This is a genomic window from Streptomyces mayteni (genome assembly GCF_054783955.1).
This window is the reverse complement of record NZ_BAAGPR010000047.1, coordinates 1-21,299: the sequence shown is the minus strand read 5'-3', so window position 1 is coordinate 21,299 and position 21,299 is coordinate 1. Positions and strand designations below refer to the sequence as shown.

At 73.4% G+C, this 21,299-nt stretch carries 19 protein-coding genes; 10 read left to right on the top strand and 9 right to left on the bottom strand.

Features of this window, described 5'->3' with window-relative positions:
* Positions 1-78: 78 nt before the first annotated feature.
* A complete protein-coding gene (greA, locus tag ACYVPE_RS20890; RefSeq protein WP_461035178.1) occupies positions 79-579 on the top strand; it encodes a transcription elongation factor GreA in 501 nt (166 codons plus the stop codon).
* Between the two features lie 38 nt (positions 580-617).
* On the opposite strand, the gene ACYVPE_RS20885 is transcribed toward greA, so the two are convergent.
* Complete coding sequence (locus ACYVPE_RS20885) at positions 618-1,718, bottom strand: hypothetical protein (protein ID WP_461035177.1); 1,101 nt, start codon at positions 1,716-1,718, stop codon at positions 618-620.
* A 261-nt stretch (positions 1,719-1,979) separates the two neighbouring features.
* Positions 1,980-2,879, bottom strand: a complete 900-nt coding sequence (locus ACYVPE_RS20880; protein WP_461035176.1) for a helix-turn-helix domain-containing protein — start codon at positions 2,877-2,879, stop codon at positions 1,980-1,982.
* Between the two features lie 125 nt (positions 2,880-3,004).
* Between ACYVPE_RS20880 and ACYVPE_RS20875 the strand changes: the two genes are divergently transcribed.
* Positions 3,005-4,987, top strand: a complete 1,983-nt coding sequence (locus ACYVPE_RS20875; RefSeq protein ID WP_461035175.1) for a thioredoxin domain-containing protein — start codon at positions 3,005-3,007, stop codon at positions 4,985-4,987.
* Between the two features lie 468 nt (positions 4,988-5,455).
* Here the strand turns inward: ACYVPE_RS20875 and ACYVPE_RS20870 are convergent, their stop codons facing one another.
* Complete coding sequence (locus ACYVPE_RS20870) at positions 5,456-6,148, bottom strand: response regulator (RefSeq protein ID WP_461035174.1); 693 nt, start codon at positions 6,146-6,148, stop codon at positions 5,456-5,458.
* Positions 6,145-7,341: a sensor histidine kinase gene (locus ACYVPE_RS20865; protein WP_461035173.1), complete on the bottom strand. Its 1,197-nt coding sequence runs from the start codon at positions 7,339-7,341 to the stop codon at positions 6,145-6,147. The genes ACYVPE_RS20870 and ACYVPE_RS20865 overlap by 4 nt, the downstream gene beginning before the upstream one ends.
* A gap of 133 nt (positions 7,342-7,474) precedes the next feature.
* Here ACYVPE_RS20865 and ACYVPE_RS20860 point away from each other — a divergent pair, with 133 nt between their 5' ends.
* The gene (locus tag ACYVPE_RS20860; protein WP_461035172.1) at positions 7,475-8,380 is read left to right on the top strand and encodes an ATP-binding cassette domain-containing protein; all 906 of its coding nucleotides are present in this window, start codon (positions 7,475-7,477) and stop codon (positions 8,378-8,380) included.
* The gene (locus ACYVPE_RS20855) at positions 8,377-9,222 is read left to right on the top strand and encodes an ABC transporter permease (RefSeq protein ID WP_461035171.1); all 846 of its coding nucleotides are present in this window, start codon (positions 8,377-8,379) and stop codon (positions 9,220-9,222) included. Before ACYVPE_RS20860 ends, ACYVPE_RS20855 begins: the two co-directional genes overlap by 4 nt.
* A 7-nt stretch (positions 9,223-9,229) precedes the next feature.
* Here the strand turns inward: ACYVPE_RS20855 and ACYVPE_RS20850 are convergent, their stop codons facing one another.
* The 4 genes from ACYVPE_RS20850 to trhA all read right to left on the bottom strand — a co-directional run bounded on the left by ACYVPE_RS20850 (position 9,230) and on the right by trhA (position 12,126).
* Positions 9,230-9,838, bottom strand: a complete 609-nt coding sequence (locus ACYVPE_RS20850; RefSeq protein ID WP_243745115.1) for an acyl-CoA-like ligand-binding transcription factor — start codon at positions 9,836-9,838, stop codon at positions 9,230-9,232.
* Positions 9,839-9,843: 5 nt separating this feature from the next.
* The gene (locus ACYVPE_RS20845; protein WP_461035170.1) at positions 9,844-11,124 is read right to left on the bottom strand and encodes an MFS transporter; all 1,281 of its coding nucleotides are present in this window, start codon (positions 11,122-11,124) and stop codon (positions 9,844-9,846) included.
* Positions 11,049-11,402 (bottom strand): MFS transporter, encoded by a 354-nt coding sequence (locus ACYVPE_RS20840; RefSeq protein ID WP_461035169.1) that lies wholly within the window; start codon positions 11,400-11,402, stop codon positions 11,049-11,051. Before ACYVPE_RS20840 ends, ACYVPE_RS20845 begins: the two co-directional genes overlap by 76 nt.
* A gap of 79 nt (positions 11,403-11,481) precedes the next feature.
* Entirely contained in the window at positions 11,482-12,126 is a 645-nt protein-coding gene (gene trhA / locus ACYVPE_RS20835; protein ID WP_461035168.1) for a PAQR family membrane homeostasis protein TrhA, read from the bottom strand.
* Positions 12,127-12,335: 209 nt separating this feature from the next.
* Here trhA and ACYVPE_RS20830 point away from each other — a divergent pair, with 209 nt between their 5' ends.
* A complete protein-coding gene (locus ACYVPE_RS20830; protein ID WP_461035167.1) occupies positions 12,336-14,189 on the top strand; it encodes a phosphoenolpyruvate carboxykinase (GTP) in 1,854 nt (617 codons plus the stop codon).
* An 899-nt stretch (positions 14,190-15,088) separates the two neighbouring features.
* On the opposite strand, the gene ACYVPE_RS20825 is transcribed toward ACYVPE_RS20830, so the two are convergent.
* A complete protein-coding gene (locus ACYVPE_RS20825; RefSeq protein WP_461035211.1) occupies positions 15,089-16,300 on the bottom strand; it encodes a pyridoxal phosphate-dependent aminotransferase in 1,212 nt (403 codons plus the stop codon).
* A 185-nt stretch (positions 16,301-16,485) separates the two neighbouring features.
* On the opposite strand from ACYVPE_RS20825, the gene ACYVPE_RS20820 reads away from it, so the two are divergent.
* The 5 genes from ACYVPE_RS20820 to ACYVPE_RS20800 all read left to right on the top strand — a co-directional run bounded on the left by ACYVPE_RS20820 (position 16,486) and on the right by ACYVPE_RS20800 (position 21,153).
* Positions 16,486-17,757, top strand: coding sequence for an alanine racemase (locus ACYVPE_RS20820; protein ID WP_461035166.1), 1,272 nt, complete (start codon positions 16,486-16,488; stop codon positions 17,755-17,757).
* 83 nt (positions 17,758-17,840) lie between these two features.
* Positions 17,841-18,725: a hypothetical protein gene (locus tag ACYVPE_RS20815; protein WP_461035165.1), complete on the top strand. Its 885-nt coding sequence runs from the start codon at positions 17,841-17,843 to the stop codon at positions 18,723-18,725.
* Between the two features lie 80 nt (positions 18,726-18,805).
* Complete coding sequence (cpaB, locus tag ACYVPE_RS20810) at positions 18,806-19,555, top strand: Flp pilus assembly protein CpaB (protein WP_461035164.1); 750 nt, start codon at positions 18,806-18,808, stop codon at positions 19,553-19,555.
* 21 nt (positions 19,556-19,576) lie between these two features.
* A complete protein-coding gene (locus tag ACYVPE_RS20805; RefSeq protein ID WP_461035163.1) occupies positions 19,577-20,800 on the top strand; it encodes an AAA family ATPase in 1,224 nt (407 codons plus the stop codon).
* The gene (locus ACYVPE_RS20800; protein WP_461035162.1) at positions 20,797-21,153 is read left to right on the top strand and encodes a TadE/TadG family type IV pilus assembly protein; all 357 of its coding nucleotides are present in this window, start codon (positions 20,797-20,799) and stop codon (positions 21,151-21,153) included. The genes ACYVPE_RS20805 and ACYVPE_RS20800 overlap by 4 nt, the downstream gene beginning before the upstream one ends.
* Positions 21,154-21,299: the final 146 nt, after the last annotated feature.

Here is a 21,299-nt window from a genome sequence, read left to right as displayed (position 1 = left end):
TTTCCGCCCGCCCAGGAGCGTAGTCGTCCCGGGTCGGGCCTTGTTTTTATTCCCCTTCGCACATCCCGAGGAGCACCTGTGACGCAGACCAGCGACACTGTCACCTGGCTGACCCAGGAGGCGTATGACCAGCTCAGGACCGAGCTGGATCATCTGTCGGGTCCCGCCCGCACCGAGATCGCGAAGAAGATCGAGCAGGCGCGCGAAGAGGGCGACCTCAAGGAGAACGCCGGCTATCACGCGGCCAAGGAGGAGCAGGGCAAGCAGGAGGCCCGGATCCGCCAGCTCACCCAGCTCCTGGAGAACGCGCAGGTGGGCGCCGCCCCCGCGGACAACGGTGTGGTCTCGCCCGGCATGGTCGTCACCATCGCCTTCGACGGCGACGAGTCGGACACGATGACGTTCCTGCTGGCCTCGCGCGAGTTCGCCACCTCGGACATCGAGACGTACTCGCCGCAGTCGCCGCTCGGCTCCGGGGTGCTCGGCAAGAAGGCCGGCGACGACGCGCAGTACGAGCTGCCCAACGGCAGGACGGCCATGGTGCGGGTCCTGGAAGCCAAGCCCTACCAGGCCGCCTGACCTGCCCCTCCCGCTCCCTCAAGGGAGCAGCCGCCGGATCAGCCGACGTCGACGGGGGTCAGCGAGAACCCGTCGTTGGGCTGGCCCGCCAGGAGATCGGCCAGCCCTCCGCTGAGCGCGAACGTCGTCCCGTCAGGCCCCGCGGTCACGTCGCTGGTGACGGGATTCTCGACGGTGTCGGTGACACTCACCGTGGCCTCCTCCCAGCCGTCGCCGGGCTCCACACGCTGGATCCGGGCGGGCTCGCCGGTCAGCAGGCCGCTGCTGACCGCCACGATCGAACCGTCCTCCAGGAGCCGCATGCCGGCCGCGGGGGACGACAGCGGCGAGGAGAGCTCCACCGGCCGCGCGTCCTCGGGACTCCGGACGGGCACCCGGACCAGGGAGCCGTCGGCCATCGCGATGATCAGCTGGTCCCCCTCGACCCACTCCACCGCCGACATTCCCACATCGTTCAGGAAGTCGGGAATGTCCAGGGTGCCCTGGAGCAGGTCGCTCCGCACGAGGATCGAGGCGTTGCCCTCGGGGTCGATGCGGAACACCGTCGGGGTCAGCTGGTCGACGGCGTAGGCGGTGCCATCGGGCGCCACCGTCACGTCGGCGATCAGGTGCGGCCTGCCGTCGTTGGTGATCGCGGTCAGATCGACGCACCAGTCCTGCTCCCCGGTCTCCAGGTCGTAGCTGCCCACGCCGGCGACGCGGAAGGGCGCTTCCGGGTTGGAACGTTCCGCGGTGCCGTAGTCCACGTTGCTGACCAGGACGCGGTTCCGCTCGCGGTCGATGTTGACGGCCTGCGCCGACACCAGCTCCGGGTCGTCGACGAGGGTGCTCACCTGCCCGTCGGGACCGAAGGCGAAGACCCTTCCCTGGCTGAGCGAGCCGGCGAGGAACGTGTTCGACTCGGCGTCGTGGTCCAGCGAGTGCGGGAACACGTTCGGCCCTTCGACCTCGATGACGCCGGGCGTCTCCTGCTCGCTCTGCTCGTTCCCGGCCTGCTCGTTCCCGGCCTGTTCGGTGCCGGGTGTCTCGGCGGCGGATCCGGTGGCTGCGGAGTCATTGGCGGCACAGGCCGTCCCGGAGGCCAGGGCGGCGACGAGTATCGCGCTCGCGAGGGCGGTCTTCAGCTTCGAGTTCTTCATCGTCCTTGTTCCTCTGTGGTGTTGGGGTCTGTGGTGATGGAGTGCCCCATCACCGGGCCACGGTGTCGACGACCTCGGCGAAGGCCGGGACGGGGTTTTCGGGCATGGGGGTACCTCCGGCAGGGGTGAAAGAGCGAGAACGCGCAGGGAGAAAGGGAGAAAGGGAGAAGAAGGGGAAGAAGCGCGGGGCGGCGTCGTCATCGGCGGCAGCGGGCACGCCTGACGAGGCCCCCGCGGTGTCGCGGCGACCGGCCGGTCGTGTCAGGGGTGCGGTGGAGCGACGGGCGCCGGGGCGTCCACGGTGGGCTGGAGGGGCTGGTTGAGCAGCCGCAGTGCCGCCTGCGAGGCGGAGCCGGGCGCCGCCGTCGTCACCACCAGCTGGATCCCCTGCCCCCCGCGCACCTGGAGCGAGTGCTGCAGTACATCGAGCTCCCCGACCGTCGGATGGCGCATCCGGTACTCGTTCATGCCCCAGGCGCGCACCCGGTGCTCGGCCCACAGGGTGGCGAACTGCGGGCTGCCCATGGTCAGCTCGCCGATGAGGGAGGCCAGCCGCGGGTCGCCCGGATACTCGCCGACCGCCTGCCGCAGCTTGCCCACCACGTCCCGCGCCTTCCTCGGCCAGTCCACGTACAGGTCCCGCGTGTGGGCGTCAAGAAAGACCAGCCGGGCGGTGTTCGGCCGGGTGGCCGCGCGATCCAAGCTGTTCCGGGCCAGATGCCCGGCGAACAGCGCGTGCCCGGCGCGGTTCCACATCAGCACGTCCGAGCGCCGGCCGAGCACGACCACCGGTGAGTCCCCGAAGGCGTCCACCAGTTGGCGCACCGCCTCGGTGACCCGCTCGGCGGGGAGCCGGCGGCGGCTCTGCCGGGCGTCACCCGACAGGGTGTGCAGGTGGCGCCGCTCCGCCTCGTCCAGCCGCAGCGCCGTGGCCAGCGCGTCGAGGACCTGCGACGAGGCGTTGAGCGACAGCCCCTGTTCCAGCCGGATGTAGTAGGCCACGCTGACGCCGGCCAGCTGCGCCAGCTCCTCACGCCGCAGCCCCGGCACCCGCCGCCGGTCGCCGTAGTCCGGCAGACCCACGTCCGCCGGCTTCAACTGCGCCCGACGCGTGGACAGGAACTCACCGAGGAGAGACGTGCCGTGCGTTGTGTCGTGCATGCGAACGAGTATGGCCAGCCCCGCCACGGTCAGCCTGCTCCTGGCAGTAGCACCCAGGAGGCCGGCCCCCGACCGGCGACCAGGTGTGCCGGGCCGTGCGGTCCCGCGCGTGCGACGATGCCGGTATGAATCGCCTGGCCGACTCCCAGTCGCCGTACCTGCTGCAGCACGCCGCCAACCCAGTGGACTGGTGGCCGTGGGGCGACGAGGCGTTCGACGAGGCCCGGCGGCGCGACGTACCCGTGCTGCTCTCGGTGGGCTACGCCGCATGCCACTGGTGCCACGTCATGGCCAGGGAGAGCTTCGAGGACCAGGCCGTCGCCGAGTTCCTCAACGAACGCTTCGTCCCGGTGAAGGTGGACCGGGAGGAACGCCCGGACGTCGACTCGGTCTACATGGACGCGGTGCAGGCCGCCACCGGGCAGGGCGGCTGGCCGATGACCGTCTTCATGACCGCAGAAGGCGAGCCGTTCTACTTCGGCACCTACTTCCCGCCCGAGCCGCGCGGCGGGCTGCCGTCGTTCCGTCAGCTCCTGGAGGGCGTCGACTCGGCCTGGCGGGAGCGCCGGGGCGAGGTCGCCCAGGTGGCGGCCCGGATCACGGGAGACCTGGCCGGCCGGGAACTCCCCTACGACGCGCCAGCGCCGCCGACCGCCGAGGACCTGGCGGTCGCGGTCAGCGGCCTGGCCGGCGACTTCGACGAGGAGCACGGCGGCTTCGGCGGCGCGCCCAAGTTCCCGCCGCCGATGGCACTCGAGTTCCTGCTGCGGCACCACGCCCGCACGGCGGCGCCCGAGGCGCTGCGGATCGTGGAGCGCACCTGCGAGGCGATGGCCCGCGGCGGCCTCTACGACCAGCTCGGCGGCGGCTTCGCGCGCTACGCGGTGGACGCGGAGTGGGTGCTGCCGCACTTCGAGAAGATGCTGTACGACAACGCGCTGCTCGGGCGGCTCTACCTGCACCTGTGGCGCACCACGGGTTCCGCGTTCGCCCGCCGGATCGCGCTGGAGACCGGTGACTTCCTGGTCCGCGAACTCCGCACCGAGGAGGGCGGCTTCGCCTCCGCGCTCGACGCGGACAGCGAGGTGCCCGGCGGGCTGCACGAGGAGGGCGCGTACTACGTCTGGACGTCGGAGCAGCTCGCCGACGCGCTGGGCGGCGGCACGATCGGCTACCTGCTGAGCGAGGCCGGCACGCTGCTGCTGCCGACCGGCGAGCCGCCGGCCGCGCAGCGGGAACGGCTGAGCGCGGTGCGGGCCGCTCGAACCAGGCCCGAGCGGGACGGCAAGGTCATCGCGGCCTGGAACGGCCTGGCCATCGCGGCGCTGGCCGAGACCGGCGCCTGCCTCGAACGGCCCGACCTGGTGGCGGCGGCGACCGACGCGGCCGAACTGCTGGCGCGGGTGCACCTGGACGACGAGGGCCGGCTGGTCCGCACCTCGCTCGGCGGGCAGGCCGGGCCGAACGCCGGGGTGTTGGAGGACTACGGCGACGTGGCCGAGGGCTTCCTCACGCTGTACGGCGTGACGGGCGAGGGGCGGTGGCTCGACCACGCGGGGGCGCTGCTGGAGACGGTACTCACCCGCTTCGCGCGCCCGGACGGCGCGCTCTACGACACGGCGGACGACGCGGAGACGCTGATCAGGCGACCGCAGGACCCGACGGACGGCGCGGCGCCGGCCGGCTGGACGGCGGCGGCCGGCGCGCTCCTGTCGTACGCGGCCTACACCGGCAGCGACCGGCACCGCAGGGCCGCCGAGCTGGCGCTCGGCATCGTGGCGGCGCTCGCGCCACGGGCCCCGCGGTTCATCGGCTGGGGCCTGGCCGTGGCCGAGGCGGCGCTCGACGGCCCGCGCCAGGTCGCGGTCGTCGGCCCGCGCGACGACGCGGCCACCGCGGCGCTGCACCGCGCGGCGCTCACGGCGCCCGCGCCGGGCGCGGTGGTGGCCCTCGGCGAGCCGGGCGCGCCGGACGGCGCGCCGCTGCTGGCGGACCGGCCGCTGCGGGACGGCCGTCCGACGGCCTATGTGTGCCGGGGGTTCGTGTGCGACCTCCCGACGACTGAGCCGGAGGCGGTGGCCGCCCACCTGGGCAACGCCGCCGGCTGATCTTCCCCACCCACCCGCCCTTTTCCGCGCTTCGCGCGGTGGGGGCGGTGGCCGGCGCTTCGCGCGGCCCGGCCTGAGGCCGGTGGGTCCGCGGGTGCGGCCCTGCCCGCGCTTCGCGCGGTGAGGCCGGTGGTTGGCGCTTCGCGCGGGCCGGCTGGGCCGGGGGGGTTTCCCCCACCCACCCGCCCCTTTCCGCGCTGCGCGCGGCTCGGTGGCCCTGTGGGCCGTGGGTCTGCGGCTTCGCCGCCGCAGGGACTCTGGCCCGGGCTGGCCCGCGCTTCGCGCGAGCAGTCCGGCTTGGGGCCGGTGGGTCCGCGGGCGCGGCCCGGGCCGCGCTTCGCGCGGGGGGTGCCGCGCTCTGGTGGGGGCCGCGCGGAGCGTCGGCCCTTCACCGCGCGGAGCGCAGAGGTAAGGGTGGGCGGGTGGGTGGGTGGGTGGGGAAAACAGCCCCACCGGCCAGACCAGCCGTCAGGCGCCGCCGGTGCCGGTCAGGCCGGTCTCGTACGCGATGATCACCAGGTGAACCCGGTCTCTCGCGTCGAGTTTCGCGAGCAGCCTCGTGACGTACGTCTTGGCGGTGGCCGCGCTGATCGAGAGGCGGGAGGCGATCTCGGCGTTGGTGAGGCCGTTGCCGACCAACGTCAGGACCTCGCGTTCGCGGTCGGTGATGCCGGTGGGGGCGGCGCGTGCCACCGGGGTCGTGGGGCGGGTGGCGAACTCGCGGATCAGGCGGCGGGTGATGCCGGGGGCCAGCAGCCCGTCGCCGGTGGCGACCACGCGGACCGCGGCCAGGATGTCGTCCAGCGCCATGTCCTTGACGAGGAAGCCGGCCGCGCCGGCGCGCAGCGCGCCGTAGACGTAGTCGTCGTCGTCGAAGGTGGTGAGCACGATCACGTGCGCCGGGCTCGGGCCCGCCACGATTCGGCGGGTGGCCTCGATGCCGTCCATGCCGGGCATCCTGATGTCCATCACCACCACGTCGGGCGCCTCGCGCTCGGCGAGCCTGACGGCCTCGGCGCCGCCGCCCGCCTCGCCGACGACCGTCAGGTCGGGCGCCTCGGCGATCACCATCCGCAGGGCCGTTCTGACCAGCGGCTGGTCGTCGACGAGCAGCACCCTGATGGGGGCACCTCCCGGGCCCCCGGGCCCGGGGACCGTCATCGGACACCCACCGGCACCGGCAGCCGCGCGGCGACCCGGAAGCCGCCGCCGGCCAGCGGGCCGGCCGTGAACTCGCCGTGCAGCAGGGCGATCCGCTCCCGCATGCCGATCAGCCCCCAGCCGGTGGAGGCCGTGTCGCCCGGCCCCTCGCCGCCGTCCAGCACCTCGATGGCCAGCTCCTCCTCGCTGCGCCGGTCGACCGTGACCCGGCAGGCCGCGGTGCCGGCGTGCCGCACCACGTTGGTGACCGCCTCCTGGATGATCCGGTAGGCCGAGACGTCGATCTCCGGCGGCAGCGGGCCTGGATCGCCGAGCCAGCGGACGTCCACCCGGACGCCGGCCGCCGTCGTCGCGGCGGCGAGCCGGTCCACGTCGGCCAGGCCGAGCCCCGGGGCGAGCGGCGCGGCGCCCGGCTCGGAGCGGCGCAGTGCGCCGAGCATGCGGCGCAGCCCCGACAGGGTCTCCCGGCCGGCGGTCTCGATCTCGCCCAACGCGGCCTTGGCCAGCGCCGGTTGGCTGTCGATGACCCGGCCGGCCGCGCCGGCCTGGAGGGCGATCACGCCGATGCTGTGTGCCACCATGTCGTGCAGTTCGCGGGCGATCCGCAGCCGCTCAGCCGTCACCGCCTGGGTGGCGGCCTGGGCGCGCGCCGCCTCGGCGTGCTCGCGGGCCTGCCGGGCCGCGCCGCCGAGGAGCGCGGCGATCACGGCGGTCAGCGCCACCGCCAGCTCGGCCGAGATACCGGCCGGCCAGCGGGACAGCAGCCGGGCCGTCACGAAGCCGACGAGGGTGGCCAGTGACAGGGCGAGGGCGACGTGGCCGGTGCGGCGCGGCCCGGCGGCCGCCACGAAGTAGAGGGCGACGTCGACCGCGAGGAACTGGGCCATCGGTATCTCGCCGACGCTCAGCGGGATCGTCGCGATGACGGAGCCGGTGAGCAGCAGGGCGAGCGCCCGCACCGGGCGGCGGTCGAGCCGGCGGGCGCCGGCGATCGTCAGCAGGGTGGCCACCACCAGGAACAACAGGCCGTCGTAGCGGTAGAGCAGCACGCCGGGGAAGACGCTCGGCTGGCTCTCGCCCGGCAGCCGGATCCGCATCAGGAAGGTGAGCGCCGCGCCCACGCCCCAGGCCAGGACGGTCCAGTCGCCCGGCGACAGGCCCCTGAGCTGCGGGAAGGACGAGGTTCGAGGCATGACCCGATGGTAGGCGGGCGCCCCGCGCCCGGGCATCGGCCCACGGTCGTACACCCGTGGATGACAGTCGTCGCGGTCATTGTCGGCCGCGGGCCGACGCGCCGGACGCCCCGCCCACGGCAGCGTGGAGGGCGTGATCGAAGTCAACGAACTCACCAAGCGGTACGGGGGCACCACGGCCGTCAACGGCCTGACCTTCACCGTCAGGCCCGGCCAGGTCACCGGCTTCCTCGGCCCCAACGGCGCCGGCAAGTCGACGACCCTCCGGCTGATCCTGGGGCTCAACGCCCCCACCTCGGGCACCGTCACCGTGCACGGCCGCCCCTTCCGCGACCACCGGCGCGGGTTGCGGCACGTCGGCGCGCTGCTGGACGCGGGCGACGTGCACGGCGGACGCACCGCAAGGGCGCACCTCATCGCGCTGGCCGTCGCCAACCGGATCCCGCGCGCCCGGGTCGACGAGGTGCTTGCCGAGGTCGGGCTCTCCGGCGCGGCCAGGCGCCGGATCGGCGGCTTCTCGCTCGGCATGCGGCAGCGCCTCGGCATCGCGGCCGCCCTGCTCGGCGATCCGCCGGTGCTGCTCTTCGACGAGCCGCTGAACGGCCTCGACCCGGAGGGCGTGCAGTGGTTGCGCGGTCTCTTCCGCGGACTGGCCGCCGAGGGCCGCACCGTGTTCGTCTCCAGCCATCTGATGTCCGAGATGGAGCACACGGCCGACGAGTTGGTGGTCGTGGGGCGCGGGGAGCTGATCGCGGCGGAGAGCCTGGCCGCGTTCGCGGCCCGCGGCGGTTCGCACCGCGTGACCGTGGTGACCCCGGAGCCGGCGGCGCTGGCGGCCGCGTTGACGGCGGAGGGCGGCACGGTGCGGGAGGCGGACGGCGTCCTCTCGGTGACCGGGCTGAAGGCGGCCGCGATCGGCGAACTCGCCCTCAGGCACGGTGTCCCGCTGCACGAACTGACCCCCCACGCCTCCCTCGAGGAGGCGTTCATGGAACTCACCGCCGACCGCGTCGAGTACACCGCAGGAGCCGCCCGATGACCGCCGTCACCACCGTCGACGCCGTGGACGCCGCCGAGCCGCGCGCCCGGTTCGTGGACCTGCTGGCCGCCGAGTGGCTCAAGTTCTGGTCGCTGCGCTCCACGCCCTGGTTCCTGCTGCTCGCCGGGCTCACCGTCGTCGGCTTCAACGCGGGTGCCGCCTACGACCACTACCGCTACTGGCACCAGTACGACGAGCAGACGCGTGAGAACTTCGTCGCCAACGGGCTGCCGCTGCTCGACGCGTTCACCACCAACGCCAGCCTCATCCTGATGCTGGCCACCAGCGCCATCGGCGCCCTGGCCGTCACCGGCGAGTACGCCAGCGGCTCGATCCGCACCACCTTCGCGGCCGTGCCGGCGCGCGGCTCGGTGATGGCGGCCAAGGCGTGCGAGGTGGCGGCCGTGCTGACGGCGTTCGGCGCGGTGGTCGCCGCGGTCTCGTTCTGGTCGTCCCAGGCGATCCTGTCGGCGCGGGACGCGGGGGTGGCGATCGACCACCCGGGCGCGCTGCGCGTGGTGGTGGCCTCGGCGCTGCTCGCGCCGGTCTGCGGGCTGGTGGGCGCGGCCCTGGGCGCCGTCGTCCGGCACAGTGCGACGGCGGTGATCTGCGCGGTCGTCGCGCTGCCGCTGCTGCCGACGTTCTTCAGCGAGGGCCGGTACTGGTCGGCCACCATCCGCCACGCGCTGCCCGCCTCCGCCTGGCAGGAGCTGACCAGGACGGTCGACTGGGGGAACGTGCCCTACCCGATGACCACGGGCGGCGCGTGGACGGTCTACGCGGTCTGGGCGGCCGTCGCCGCGGCGCTGACGGTGGTCGCGGTCCGGCACCGCGACCAGTGAGCGGCGGTCAGTCGGCCAGGCCGTTCTGCAGGACCGTCAGCGCGCGGTCCAGGACGTCGACCACGTCCACCTCCGCGTGGTGCTCGGCCACGTGCAGCATCGCCTCGGTGAGGCCGCCGAGCACGGCGCCCATGAAGACCCGGATCTCCAGGTCCTCGGGGCGCCGGCCGGTTCGCTCGGCGAGCACCCGGGTGAGCATGCCGCTGGTGTCGGCGACCGACTCGTGCAGCCTGGCGCGGATCGACGGCACCGTGGCGATGAGCCGCATCCGCCGGGCGATCTCCTCCGGCGCCTCGGGCGAGGCGTATAGCTGCTCGATCGTCTGCCGCAGCGCCTCGCGGAGCGAGGCCAGCGGCGGCTCCCCGGCCGGGCGGGCGCGCAGCGCGGCCTCCACGATCGGGTCCTCCTCGTCGCTGAGGACGATGTCCTCCTTGGTCGGGAAGTAGCGGAAGACGGTGCTCGGCGAGACGTCGGCGGCCGCGGCGATCTCGTCGACCCGGGTCGCCTCGAAGCCACGCTCCTCGAACAGCCGGTAGGCGGCCCGGCGGATGGCCTGCCGGGTGCGGATCTTCTTCCGTTCGCGGAGGCCGGTGCCGGGCTGGGGTGCGGTGGGCATGCGGATCATTCTCGGGTACGCGCCCTGGGCGGTGCCACATCCCGGCCGGGCAGCAGCCAGCCGGCGAACGCGGCGCCGGCCGCCGCGATCAGCGCGGTGGCGAACAGCACCAGGCCCATGCCGTGCAGGAACGCGGCGTCGGCCGAGTCGGCGAGCCGGGGCAGGCCGGCGCGGTCGGCCACCAGATGGGCGGCGACGACGGACTCCCTGGCGGCGTCCGCCGTGGTGGCCGGCAGCCCGCCGGTGTCGAGGTCGGCGCGGTAGCCCTCGGCGAGCAGGCTGCCGAGCAGGGCCACCCCGACGGCGCCGCCCACCTGCCGGATCGTCATCAGCAGCCCTGAGCCGGTACCCGCGGCGTCGGTCGGCAGCGCGCCGAGCGCCGTGTCCATGGAGGGGATCAGCGCCAGGCCGACGCCGAGGCCGGTGACCGTCAGCCAGGTGGCGGTCAGCCCGTACCCGGAGCCGGTGTCGGTGGTGGCGCCGAGCACGCCGGCGAAGGCGAGCAGCGCGAGGCCGGTGGCGACGGTGAAGCGCGGCCCGAGCAGCCGGTTCAGCGGCTGGCAGCCGCGCGCCGCCACCAGCAGCCCGCCCATCAGCGGCATGATCCGCAGCCCGGTGCCGAAGGCATTGTGGCCCTGGACGGCCTGGAGGTACTGGGGCACGACGAACAGCAGACCGGCCATCGCGAAGCTGGCCACCGTGCCGATCAGGGTGGCCCAACGGAAGCCGGGGTTGGCGAGCAGGCCGAGGCCGAGCATGGGCTCGGCCCGGCGCCGGTCGCGGAGGTACAGCCAGGCGAGCGGCGGCAGCGCGCCGACGAGCGTGCCCAGCGTCAGCACGTCGTTCCAGCCCCTGGCCGGGCCCTCGATGACGCCGTAGACCAGCAGGCCGAGGCCGCCGACGCCGAGCAGGATGCCGAGCGGGTCGAGCCGGGGCGCGGCCGGGTTGCGGCTCTCGGGGAGCAGCAGCAGGCAGGCCGCGATGCCGGCGGCCACCAGCGGGACGTTGAGCAGGAAGATCGAGCCCCACCAGTAGTGGTCGAGCAGCAGCCCGCCGAGCAGCGGCCCGAGCGGCATGCCGGCGGCCAGCGCCGCGGTGAGCGCGGCGACGGCGCGGCCGCGCTCCTCGGGGCCGAAGACGGTGGGCAGCACGGCCAGCGCGAGCGGGGTGGTCAGCGCGGCGCCGAGGCCCATGGCGGCGCGCGCCGCGATCAGCGCGCCGGGACCGCCGGCCAGGGTGCCGGCGAGCGAGCCGACCAGCATGATCGCCAGGCCGGCCACCAGCATGCGGCGCCGGCCTGGGGGCACCTCCCAGCGTTAGCTGGGGGACGGTCGCCGAGCAGCCCGGCCGGGAGCATGCAGGCGGCGAAGACGACGAGGAACGCGTCCACGATCCACTGCTGCTCACTGCTGCTCGTGCCGAGGTCGGCGGCGAGGGTGGGCAGCGCCACGTTGAGGATCGTGGTGTCGAAGCCGAGCACCAGCATCGCGAGCACCAGCGCGCCGAGTGCCCACCAGCGGCGGGCGTCGAGCGTCGTGTCCGCCGGCGTCGTGGCCGTGGTCATGGCAAACCTCCGAGAGTCGCTATCAAGTGATAGTGACTCTCGGAAGAGTGCGGCTGTCAAGTTGTCGTGCGGAACCCGGTCATCCGTGCTGGTAGGCCACCAGCGAGATCCCGACGTAGTGGACGACGAACGCGGCCAGCGTGAACGAGTGGAACACCTCGTGGAAGCCGAACCAGCGCGGCGACGGATTCGGCCGCTTCAGCCCGTAGACCACGCCGCCGGCGCTGTACAGCACCCCGCCGATCACCACCAGGGCCAGCACCGCGATCCCGCCGGCCTGTAGGAAGTCGGGCAGGAAGAACACGGCGGCCCAGCCGAGCGCGATGTAGCAGGGCGTGTAGAGCCAGCGTGGCGCGTTGGTCCAGAACACCCGGAACACGATGCCGGCCAGCGCGCCCGCCCAGACCCCCCACAGCAGGAGCTGTCCGCGGGCACCGTCCAGCAGCAGGATCGTGAACGGCGTGTAGGTGCCGGCGATGATCAGGAAGATGTTGGCGTGGTCGAGCCGGCGCAGCACGGCCTCCCAGCCAGGACCCCACTCACCCCGGTGGTAGAGCGCGCTGATACCGAAGAGCGCGCACGCCGTTATGGCGTAGATCGCGCAGGCCACACGGGCACGCGGACTGCCGGCGAAGGCGGTCAGCAGGATGCCGGCTATCAGCACGGCCGGGAACATGCCGGCGTGCAGCCAGCCGCGCAATCGGGGCTTGACGGGCGGAGTCATGCGATTGATGGTATAGCGGCCGCGCAAGCTGCTCAGATGAGCTGCCCTGGACACAGAAGAGAAGAACCGGCACCATCAGATGAGCGCTCCTTCTTATCGGATGAGCGCATTGGTCGCGCGGTGCTCAGCAGCGCGCGGCTTGCTCAACCAGCTCGACCTGCTCAACCAGCTCGACTGCTCAACAAAACCCTCAAACCACAGGAGCGAACGTGACGCTGAGTTCAGCAGCTCCCGTCGCCGCCACCGCCCCGACCCGGCACCGCAAGCTCGTCGCCTGGGTCGAGGAGATCGCAGCACTGACCGAGCCGGACGAGGTCGTCTGGTGCGACGGCAGCCAGGAGGAGTACGACCGCCTGTGCGCCACGCTGGTCGCGAACGGCACCTTCACCCCGCTCAACGCCGAGAAACGGCCCGGTTCCTACTACGCCGCCTCCGACCCGACCGACGTCGCCCGGGTCGAGGACCGCACCTTCATCTGCTCCGAACGCGAGCAGGACGCCGGCCCCACCAACCACTGGATGGCGCCGGGCGACATGCGGGAGATCTTCAGCGGCGCCCAGGGCCTGTTCCGCGGCTCGATGCGCGGCCGGACCATGTACGTGGTGCCCTTCTGCATGGGCCCGCTCGGCTCCCCGCTCTCCGCGCTCGGCGTCGAGATCACCGACTCGGCCTACGTCGCGGTCGCCATGCGCACCATGACCCGGATGGGCAGCGCGGTGCTCGACGAACTCGGCGAGGACGGCGCCTTCGTGCGCGCCGTGCACTCGGTCGGCGCCCCGCTCGCGGCGGGCCAGCAGGACGTGCCCTGGCCGTGCAACTCGACCAAGTACATCTCGCACTTCCCCGAGACCCGCGAGATCTGGTCCTACGGCTCCGGCTACGGTGGCAACGCGCTGCTCGGCAAGAAGTGCTACGCGCTCCGCATCGCCTCCGTGATGGCCCGCGACGAGGGCTGGCTGGCCGAGCACATGCTGATCCTCAAGCTCACCCCGCCGGAGGACGGTGCCGACGCGAAGTACGTCGCCGCCGCCTTCCCCTCGGCCTGCGGCAAGACCAACCTCGCCATGCTGCGGCCCACGCTGCCCGGCTGGACCGTGGAGACCATCGGCGACGACATCGCCTGGATGCGGTTCGGCGAGGACGGCCAGCTCTACGCCATCAACCCCGAGGCCGGCTTCTTCGGCGTCGCGCCAGGCACCGGCGAGCGCACCAACGCCAACGCGATGCGCACCCTGTGGGGAAACTCCGTCTTCACCAACGTCGCCCTCACCGACGACGGCGACGTGTGGTGGGAGGGCATGACGGACGAGCCCCCGGCCCACCTCGTGGACTGGCGCGGCAACGACTGGACCCCGGACTCCGACGTCCCGGCCGCCCACCCCAACGCCCGGTTCACCGTGCCGGCCGCCCAGTGCCCGACCATCGCCCCCGAGTGGGAGGACCCAGCGGGCGTCCCGATCTCCGCCATCCTCTTCGGCGGCCGGCGGGCCACGGCCGTGCCGCTGGTCACCGAGTCCTTCTCCTGGCGACACGGCGTCTTCCTCGGCGCCAACGTCGCCTCCGAGAAGACGGCCGCCGCCGAGGGCACGGTGGGCGAGCTGCGGCGCGACCCGTTCGCCATGCTGCCGTTCTGCGGCTACAACATGGGCGACTACTTCGGCCACTGGCTGAAGGTCGGCGAGAACGCGCCCGACCCGGCGAAGCTGCCGAAGATCTACTACGTCAACTGGTTCAAGAAGGACGCGGCGGGCGACTTCGTCTGGCCAGGCTTCGGCGAGAACATCCGGGTCCTGAAGTGGATCGTGGACCGGCTCGACGGCCGCGGTGACGGCGTCACCACGCCGATCGGCGTGCTGCCGGCCGCCGGCGCGCTCGACGTGACCGACCTCGACCTGACGCGGGCCGACCTCGAGTTCCTGCTCGACGTCGACCCCGAGATCTGGCAGCAGGAGGCCGCGCTCATCCCCGACCACCTGCGCACCTTCGGCGACCACACGCCGAAGGGGCTGTGGGCCGAGTACGAGGCCCTCACCGAACGCCTGGCCCAGCTCGGGCGGGCCTAGGCAAGGGGCCCCGCCCAACGACGTGCGGGGCCCTGGCCGGACGGGCCCGCGGACCCCGGCCCACCTGCGGTTGGCGCACCGCGAGCCGTGACCGCGGCCCGCCCGGCCGCTGCGTTTCTCCCCACCCTCCCCCAGCCATGGGGGTCCCCCGGACGGAGTCTGGGGGAGGCTGGGGGCGCCCCCACACCCTGGCGGGTGGGGAGCGCGGCGGGCCTGAGCTCGCGAGGGCCCGCTCGCGCGGAGCGCGGACGGGAGCGGCCCGGCGGCGCAGCCGCCACGGGCCCTGGGCCCGCGGGGCCCCGCGGAGCGCCGGGACGTCGGCCCGTCAGGGCACCGACCCGCGCGGTGCGCGAACGCCCGGCGTGCCGTCCCCACCCCCCCCAGCTAACGCTGGGCGGTGCCTCCACAAGCCCTGGCCGGTGGCCAGCGCGGCGTCGGGCCGCAGGCCCGCCCGCACGGAGCGCGGCGACAAGGGCAGGTGTGGTGGGGGGCGCTGCGGCAGGGCCGCCCAGGCCCGGGGCCCGCGAACGCCGCGTGCAGCGCCGGCCTGGCGGCGCAGCCGCCGCAGGCAGGCCGGCCGGGGCTCGCCCGCGCGAGCACGCATCGGGGCGGGTGGGCGGGGGAACTGTGGCAGGGCCGCCCAGGCCTGGCCCGCGCGGGCCGCCGGCCCGGCGGCGAAGCCGCCGCAGGCCGGGCCCGTCAGGGCCCACCGCGCGGAGCGCGGGGCGGGTGGGTGGGTGGGTGGGGGAACCGCCACGGCGCGGAGCGCCCGGGCCCGCGAGGGCCTGCGCCGCGCGCAGCGCTAGGAAGGGCGTGGGGGCACCTCCCAACCCCCCCAGACTCCGTCCCGGGGGGACCCCCATGGCTGGGGGAGGGTGGGGGAGAAACCGCCGGGGCCGTCAGAACTGGCTGTAGCCGTCCAGGAACGAGCCGATGCGTTCGATCGCCGACCGCAGTTCGGCCGCCGGCGGCAACGTCACGATGCGGAAGTGGTCAGGATCCGGCCAGTTGAACCCCGTGCCGTGCACGATCATGATCTTCTCGGCGCGCAGCAGATCCAGCACCATCTGCCGGTCGTCCTTGATCTTGTACACCTTCGGATCAAGACGCGGGAACGCGTACAGCGCCCCGCGCGGCTTCACGCAGGTCACGCCGGGGATCGACGTCAGCAGCTCGTGCGCCACGTCCCGCTGCTCCCGCATCCGGCCCCCCGGCAGCACCAGCTGCTCGATCGACTGCCGGCCGCCGAGCGCCGCCGCCACCGTGTGCTGGGCCGGCATGTTGGCGCACAGCCGCATGTTGGCCAGGATCGTCAGGCCCTCGACGTAGCTCCTGGCGTGGTCCTTCGGGCCGCACACCGCCAGCCAGCCGCAGCGGAAGCCCGCCACCCGGTAGTTCTTGGAGAGGCCGTTGAACGTCAGCGTCAGCAGGTCGGGCGCGACGGCCGCCGTCGACGTGTGGGTGGCGCCGTCGTAGAGGATCCGGTCGTAGATCTCGTCCGAGCAGACCACCAGACGGTGCCGCCTGGCGATGTCCGTCAGCTGCTCGAGCACCGCCGGGTCGTATACGGCCCCGGTCGGGTTGTTCGGGTTGATGATCACCAGCGCCTTGGTGCGGTCGGTGATCTTCCGCTCCAGGTCGGCCAGGTCCGGCATCCAGTCCGACTGCTCGTCGCACCGGTAGTGCACCGCCGTGCCGCCGGCCAGCGCCACCGACGCCGTCCACAGCGGGTAGTCGGGGGCCGGTACCAGCACCTCGTCGCCGTCGTCCAGGAGCGCCTGCATCGACATCTGGATCAGCTCGGAGACGCCGTTGCCCAGGTACACGTCCTCGACGGACAGGTCGATGCCCTTGGTCTGGTAGTGCTGGGTGACGGCGCGGCGCGCGGCCAGCAGGCCCTTTGCGTCGCCGTAGCCGTGGGCCGAGGAGACGTTGCGGAGGATGTCCTCCAGGATCTCCGGCGGGCAGTCGAAACCGAAGGCCGCGGGGTTGCCCGTGTTGAGCTTCAGGATGCGGTGACCCGCAGCCTCGAGCCGCTGCGCCTCGTCGAGAACCGGGCCCCGGATCTCGTAGCAGACGTTGGCGAGCTTGGCCGACTGGATCACCTGCATCATGCTGGCAACCTTACGACCGTGTAACGCGGGTCGCCCTGTGTTTTCGCCCACGCGGGTCGTGACGGACGTAACGTGGCGATCGCACTCCGTTGACCCGCCCTCTACCCGGTGCTAGGTAGGGTGCGGGGATCCCGGCGGAGCCGTCGGGACGGCAGCACCACTCCAACGGCCACGGAGTCGCCATGACCAGACCGCTCGACGCGCTCGCCGACGAGATCATCGACCACCGTTTCAAGGGCCTGCCGCCCGACGCGACGGGGCACCGGATCCGCGAGCTGGCCGCCGAGCGGCGCGACCTCTACACCGGGGGCTTCACCACCCCGGTGCTCACCCTCTCCGCCGAGGCCGTCGACCACAACCTGCGCTCCATGCAGCGCTTCGCCAACCGGCACGGCCTCGACCTGGCGCCACACGGCAAGACCTCGATGGCCCCGCAGCTGTTCCAGCGCCAACTCGACCACGGCGCCTGGGGGATCACCGTCGCCGTCCCGCACCAGGCCCGGGTGGCCAGGGCCTTCGGGGTGCCGCGGATCTTCCTCGCCAACGAGCTGGTCGACCCGGCCGCCCTGGCCTGGCTGGCCGCCGAGCAGGACGACGACCCCGTGTTCCGCTGCGTCTGCTACGTCGACTCGACGCGCGGCGTCGCGCTGATGGACGAGGCGCTGCGCGCGGCCGGCGCGGTCCGCCAGGTCGAGGTGGTGGTGGAGCTCGGCGCGCCGGGCGCCCGCAGCGGCGTCCGGGACGTCGGGCAGGCCGCCGAGGTCGCCGACGCCGTCGCCGCCACCCACACCCTGCGGCTGGTGGGCGTCGCCGGCTACGAGGGCGAACTGCCCGAGGCCTACGGGGAGTCGGTGCGCGAGTGGCTCGACCTGCTGTGCGGTCTCGCCGTCGAGTTCGACAAGGCGGGCCGGTTCGCCGGGCTGCCCGAGATCATCGTCAGCGCCGGCGGCAGCGCCTGGTTCGACGCCGTCGCCGAGGCGTTCGGCGAACTCCCCGACCTGTCGCGGCCGGTGTGCCGGATGCTGCGCTCCGGCGCCTACGTCAGCCACGACGACGGCCGCTACCGGCACGTCACGCCCTTCAACCGGATACCGCAGGAAGGGTCGTTGCTGCCCGCCTTCCGGCTCTGGGCCCAGGTCGTCTCCCGGCCGGAGCCGGGGCTCGCCCTGCTCAACGCCGGCAAGCGCGACATCGCCTACGACCTCGGCCTGCCCGAGGTCCAGGCCGTCCGCGGCGCCGACGGGCGGGTGCGCGGCGGCGCGGGCCTCGACGTCGTACGCCTCGCCGACCAGCACGCGTTCGTCACCGTGTCGGACGAGTCCGCCGGGCCCGAGGTGGGGGACTGGGTGGCGCTGGGTATGTCCCACCCCTGCACCATCTTCGAGAAGTGGCCGCTGATCCCGCTCGTCGCGGGCGACGGCACGGTCACGGACTACATCCGCACTTTCTTTTGAGGGCTTGCGGTCTTCTGAGCGTCCGCAGTCGATAAGCTGCCCGCAGCTTCCGGCGGGCAGACTCACCAAGGGGGGAAGCGGCGATGCCGATTGCCATCGCGGTCACCAGCGCCGACCTCGTGCTGCCGCCCACCGACCCGCACACCCCGGGCGCCCACGTGCTCGGCGGCCCCGACGGGCAGGAGTTCGCCGCCGCCCTCGCCGAGGCCGGTCAACTCGTGCAGCGGCACGGCCACTTCATCGTGGTCTACCCCACCACCACGCCGCGCGCCCACGTCCAACGGCTGCACGCCGTGCGGGCGATGCTGGAGACCGACCGGATAGCCCTGCTGCCCAGCGCGCTGCCGCCGCTCGGCACCGCCGTGCTCGTCCGCCAGCTGCGCCAGCTCTCCGCGAGCGACCTGGCCCCCGGCGTACTCGGCGCCTCGGCCCGGCTGTTGGCCCACTACATCTACGCCGGCGCGCTGCTCGCCTCCGGCAGCCGGCTCGACCGCGTCCCGATCACCCTGCCCACCGCCGCGGGCGGCGGGCGCCAATCGGGCGGCCAGTGCGCCGTGTTGGCCGGCCCCATCCCGCAACTCGTGCGCGCCGAGGGCGACGTCACCCTGGCCGGGCCGCAGTTCTCCACCGCCCTCACCTACGCCGCCGGCAACCTGGACAGCACCTGGGTCACCGGCCGGCTCGCCCGCCAGTGGCAGGTCCAGGCGGTGCGCCCGGTGCCGCTGCCGGCCGACTCCACCGGCTGGTGGGCCACCCCCAAGGTGGTCGAGTTCGCCGCCGCCATCCCCGACGCGTCCCTGCTCTACCAGATGGTCAGCTCCATGCGGCAGGAGAACTGCCACTGGTGCGGCCTCACCCTCATCGGTGACCGCTGCGCGTTCTGCTCCGCCCCCGTGCCGCACCAGGAGCGGGCACCGCGGGCCATAGCGGCGGCCGGTCGCCGAGCCCTGGCACCCGGCGGTGGATAACCGCCGTCACGAAGGAAACCCTTGACCCCGAGGCTGCTCCAACGACCACGTGCCGCAAGACGAGAAGGTAGACACGCTTCATGAACGCTCGCCAGCGACGCGGCATCCTGCTGCTGGTCGTCTCGATCCTGCTGGCGCTCGGCGCCTTCGCCGGGGTGCTCGGGGTGATAAACGACGTGGAGTCCCGGGTCGGCCCCGAGGCCACGGCCTACGAGCTGAGCGAGGACGTCGAGCCCTACGAGGAGGTGACGGCCGACCAGTTGCGTGAGGTCTCCATCCCCGAGCGCTACATACCGGACTCCGCCGTCACCGACCCCGAGCAGGTGGAGGGGCAGGTCGCCATAGGGCCGCTGCGCGAAGGCTCGCTACTCCAGCGCGACATGCTCTCCGACCGGCCGGAACTCGACGAGGGGCAGCAGGAGATCGCCGTCATGATCGACGCCGCCACCGGGGTGGCCGGCAAGATCTATCCCGGCGCCACCATCAACATGTACGCCGCCTTCCGGGTCACGGAGCGGACCGGCGACGTGGAGGACGAGTACGAGATCGTCCGGCTGATGGTCAACAACGCCGAGGTCATCGAGGTCGGCGACCTCACCGAGGTGATCGACGACGAGCGGAACAGCACGGACGCCGTGCCGATCACCTTCGCGCTGGACAACGTGGACGCCCAACGGGTCACCTTCGCCGAGGCGTTCGCGGAACAGGTGCGGCTCGCGCTGGTCGCGCCCGGGGACGAGCGGGAGATCCCCGACGAGGAGCGTACGTACACCATCATTGGTGACAACGCGGGAGATCCGCACCTCGATCTCGACGCGCTCTTCCCGTAAGGAAGCAGGTGACCTGTTCCGATGACGACGCGCGTTCTCCCTGCGGTGGGCGACCCGGACACCGCCCGTGCCCTGATCACCCTGCTCAGCCAGCTCCCCGACAGCGAGCCGATGCGCTCCGTGCCGGACTCCACCACGCTCCTCGACACGCTCGCCGGCCTCGGCCACGAGTCCGTGGCCGACCTGCCCGAGGTGGTGGTCCTGCACGAACGGGTGGGCCCGCTGCCGGCGTTGGAGCTGATCCGGGAGGTCGCGCTGCGGTTCCCCGCGGTGGCCGTGGTGCTGGTCTCCGAGAACCCGAGCCCCGGCCTCTACTCGGCGGCCATGGACTCCGGGGCCCGCGGTCTGGTGGGCCTCCCGCTGTCCTACGACGAGTTGGCGGCGCGGATCGCGGCCGCCGCGCACTGGGTCGCCGGCGTACGGCGGCACCTCGGCGCGGGTGACGCCGTGGCCACCGGCCCCGGCGGCCGGATCATCACCGTCACCGGCGCCAAGGGCGGCGTCGGCGCGACCCTGCTCGCCACCCAACTCGCCCTGGCCGCCCAGACGTCGGGCGGCTACGAGCGCGGCGTGATCCTCGTCGACCTCGACCTGCTCTGCGGGGACGTCGGCTCCTACTTCGACGTCCAGTTCCGCCGCTCGGTCGCCGACCTGGCCGGCATCGCCGACATCTCGCCACAGGTGCTCGGCGAGGCCGTGTTCAGCCACGAGACCGGCCTCGCCATGCTGATCGCGCCGGCCGAGGGCGAGCGCGGCGAGGACGTCAGCGAGGCCACCGCCCGGCAGCTGCTGATGGCGGTGCGGGCCCGGCACGACGTGGTCGTCGTCGACTGCGGCTCCCACATGAACGCCGCCAACGCGGCGGCCATCGAGATGTCCGACGCGGCGCTGCTCGTCACCACGCCGGACGTGATCTCGGTCCGGGCCGTCAACCGGATGGTGCGGATGTGGGACCGGCTGCAGATCCGCAAGGCGCAGGAGACCCTGACCGTCGTCAACCGGATGAGCCGGGCCAGCGCCATCCAGCCGCCGCTGATCGCCAGGATCACCGGCACCCAGGTGGCGCGCGGCGTGATCCCGGCCGGCTTCCGGGAGTTGCAGGAGGCGCAGGACGCCGGCCGCATCCAGGACCTGGAGGCCCGCGGCCAGGTGCGGCGCGCGATGTGGGCGCTGGCCGCCGAGGTGGGGCTCACCCCGCCCGAGAACGCGCCGGCCGCCGGCCGCCGCCGGGGCAGGCGGGGATGACACCGGCGGCCGAGCAGCGCGACCGGGGCGCGGTGATGGTGGAGTTCGCCGGCCTGTTCCCGCTGGTCCTGGTGATGCTGGCCGTCATGTGGCAGTGCGTGGTGATCGGTTACACCTTCTCGCTGGCCGGCAACGCGGCCGACGAGGGCGCCCGCGCCGCCGCCGCGGGCGGCGACTGCCAGGCCGCGGCCCTGCGGGTCATATCCGGCGCCTGGGACGCCTCCGTCTCCTGCCCCCTGAACGGCGACGTCCGCCAGGCCGTCGTCGAACTCCACGTCCCCGTCCTCTTCCCCGGCGCCTTCAGCCTCCCCATCACCGTCACCGGCCGCGCCGGCGCGATCGAGGAGGGCTGAGACATCGCTGCGCTCGGCTTTGACCACGGCGCCACCGCCGCACTCGGCTTCGGCCGGGGCGCCACAGGCTCCGCCTCGGCGCCACCACCGCCTGCGGCGGGCCGCGGCCGCCGCGCGGCGGCCCCCGGCCCCACGCCGGCCCGTCT

Bases quoted from the DNA above. Each gene is read 5' to 3' on its own strand.
- ACYVPE_RS20885 (WP_461035177.1), bottom strand. From the start codon at position 1,718: ATGAAGAACTCGAAGCTGAAGACCGCCCTCGCGAGCGCGATACTCGTC.
- ACYVPE_RS20880 (WP_461035176.1), bottom strand. From the start codon at position 2,879: ATGCACGACACAACGCACGGCACGTCTCTCCTCGGTGAGTTCCTGTCC.
- ACYVPE_RS20875 (WP_461035175.1), top strand. From the start codon at position 3,005: ATGAATCGCCTGGCCGACTCCCAGTCGCCGTACCTGCTGCAGCACGCC.
- ACYVPE_RS20870 (WP_461035174.1), bottom strand. From the start codon at position 6,148: ATGACGGTCCCCGGGCCCGGGGGCCCGGGAGGTGCCCCCATCAGGGTG.
- ACYVPE_RS20865 (WP_461035173.1), bottom strand. From the start codon at position 7,341: ATGCCTCGAACCTCGTCCTTCCCGCAGCTCAGGGGCCTGTCGCCGGGC.
- ACYVPE_RS20855 (WP_461035171.1), top strand. From the start codon at position 8,377: ATGACCGCCGTCACCACCGTCGACGCCGTGGACGCCGCCGAGCCGCGC.
- ACYVPE_RS20850 (WP_243745115.1), bottom strand. From the start codon at position 9,838: ATGCCCACCGCACCCCAGCCCGGCACCGGCCTCCGCGAACGGAAGAAG.
- ACYVPE_RS20845 (WP_461035170.1), bottom strand. From the start codon at position 11,124: ATGCTGGTGGCCGGCCTGGCGATCATGCTGGTCGGCTCGCTCGCCGGC.
- ACYVPE_RS20840 (WP_461035169.1), bottom strand. From the start codon at position 11,402: ATGACCACGGCCACGACGCCGGCGGACACGACGCTCGACGCCCGCCGC.
- trhA (WP_461035168.1), bottom strand. From the start codon at position 12,126: ATGACTCCGCCCGTCAAGCCCCGATTGCGCGGCTGGCTGCACGCCGGC.
- ACYVPE_RS20825 (WP_461035211.1), bottom strand. From the start codon at position 16,300: ATGCAGGTGATCCAGTCGGCCAAGCTCGCCAACGTCTGCTACGAGATC.
- ACYVPE_RS20820 (WP_461035166.1), top strand. From the start codon at position 16,486: ATGACCAGACCGCTCGACGCGCTCGCCGACGAGATCATCGACCACCGT.
- ACYVPE_RS20815 (WP_461035165.1), top strand. From the start codon at position 17,841: ATGCCGATTGCCATCGCGGTCACCAGCGCCGACCTCGTGCTGCCGCCC.
- cpaB (WP_461035164.1), top strand. From the start codon at position 18,806: ATGAACGCTCGCCAGCGACGCGGCATCCTGCTGCTGGTCGTCTCGATC.
- ACYVPE_RS20805 (WP_461035163.1), top strand. From the start codon at position 19,577: ATGACGACGCGCGTTCTCCCTGCGGTGGGCGACCCGGACACCGCCCGT.
- ACYVPE_RS20800 (WP_461035162.1), top strand. From the start codon at position 20,797: ATGACACCGGCGGCCGAGCAGCGCGACCGGGGCGCGGTGATGGTGGAG.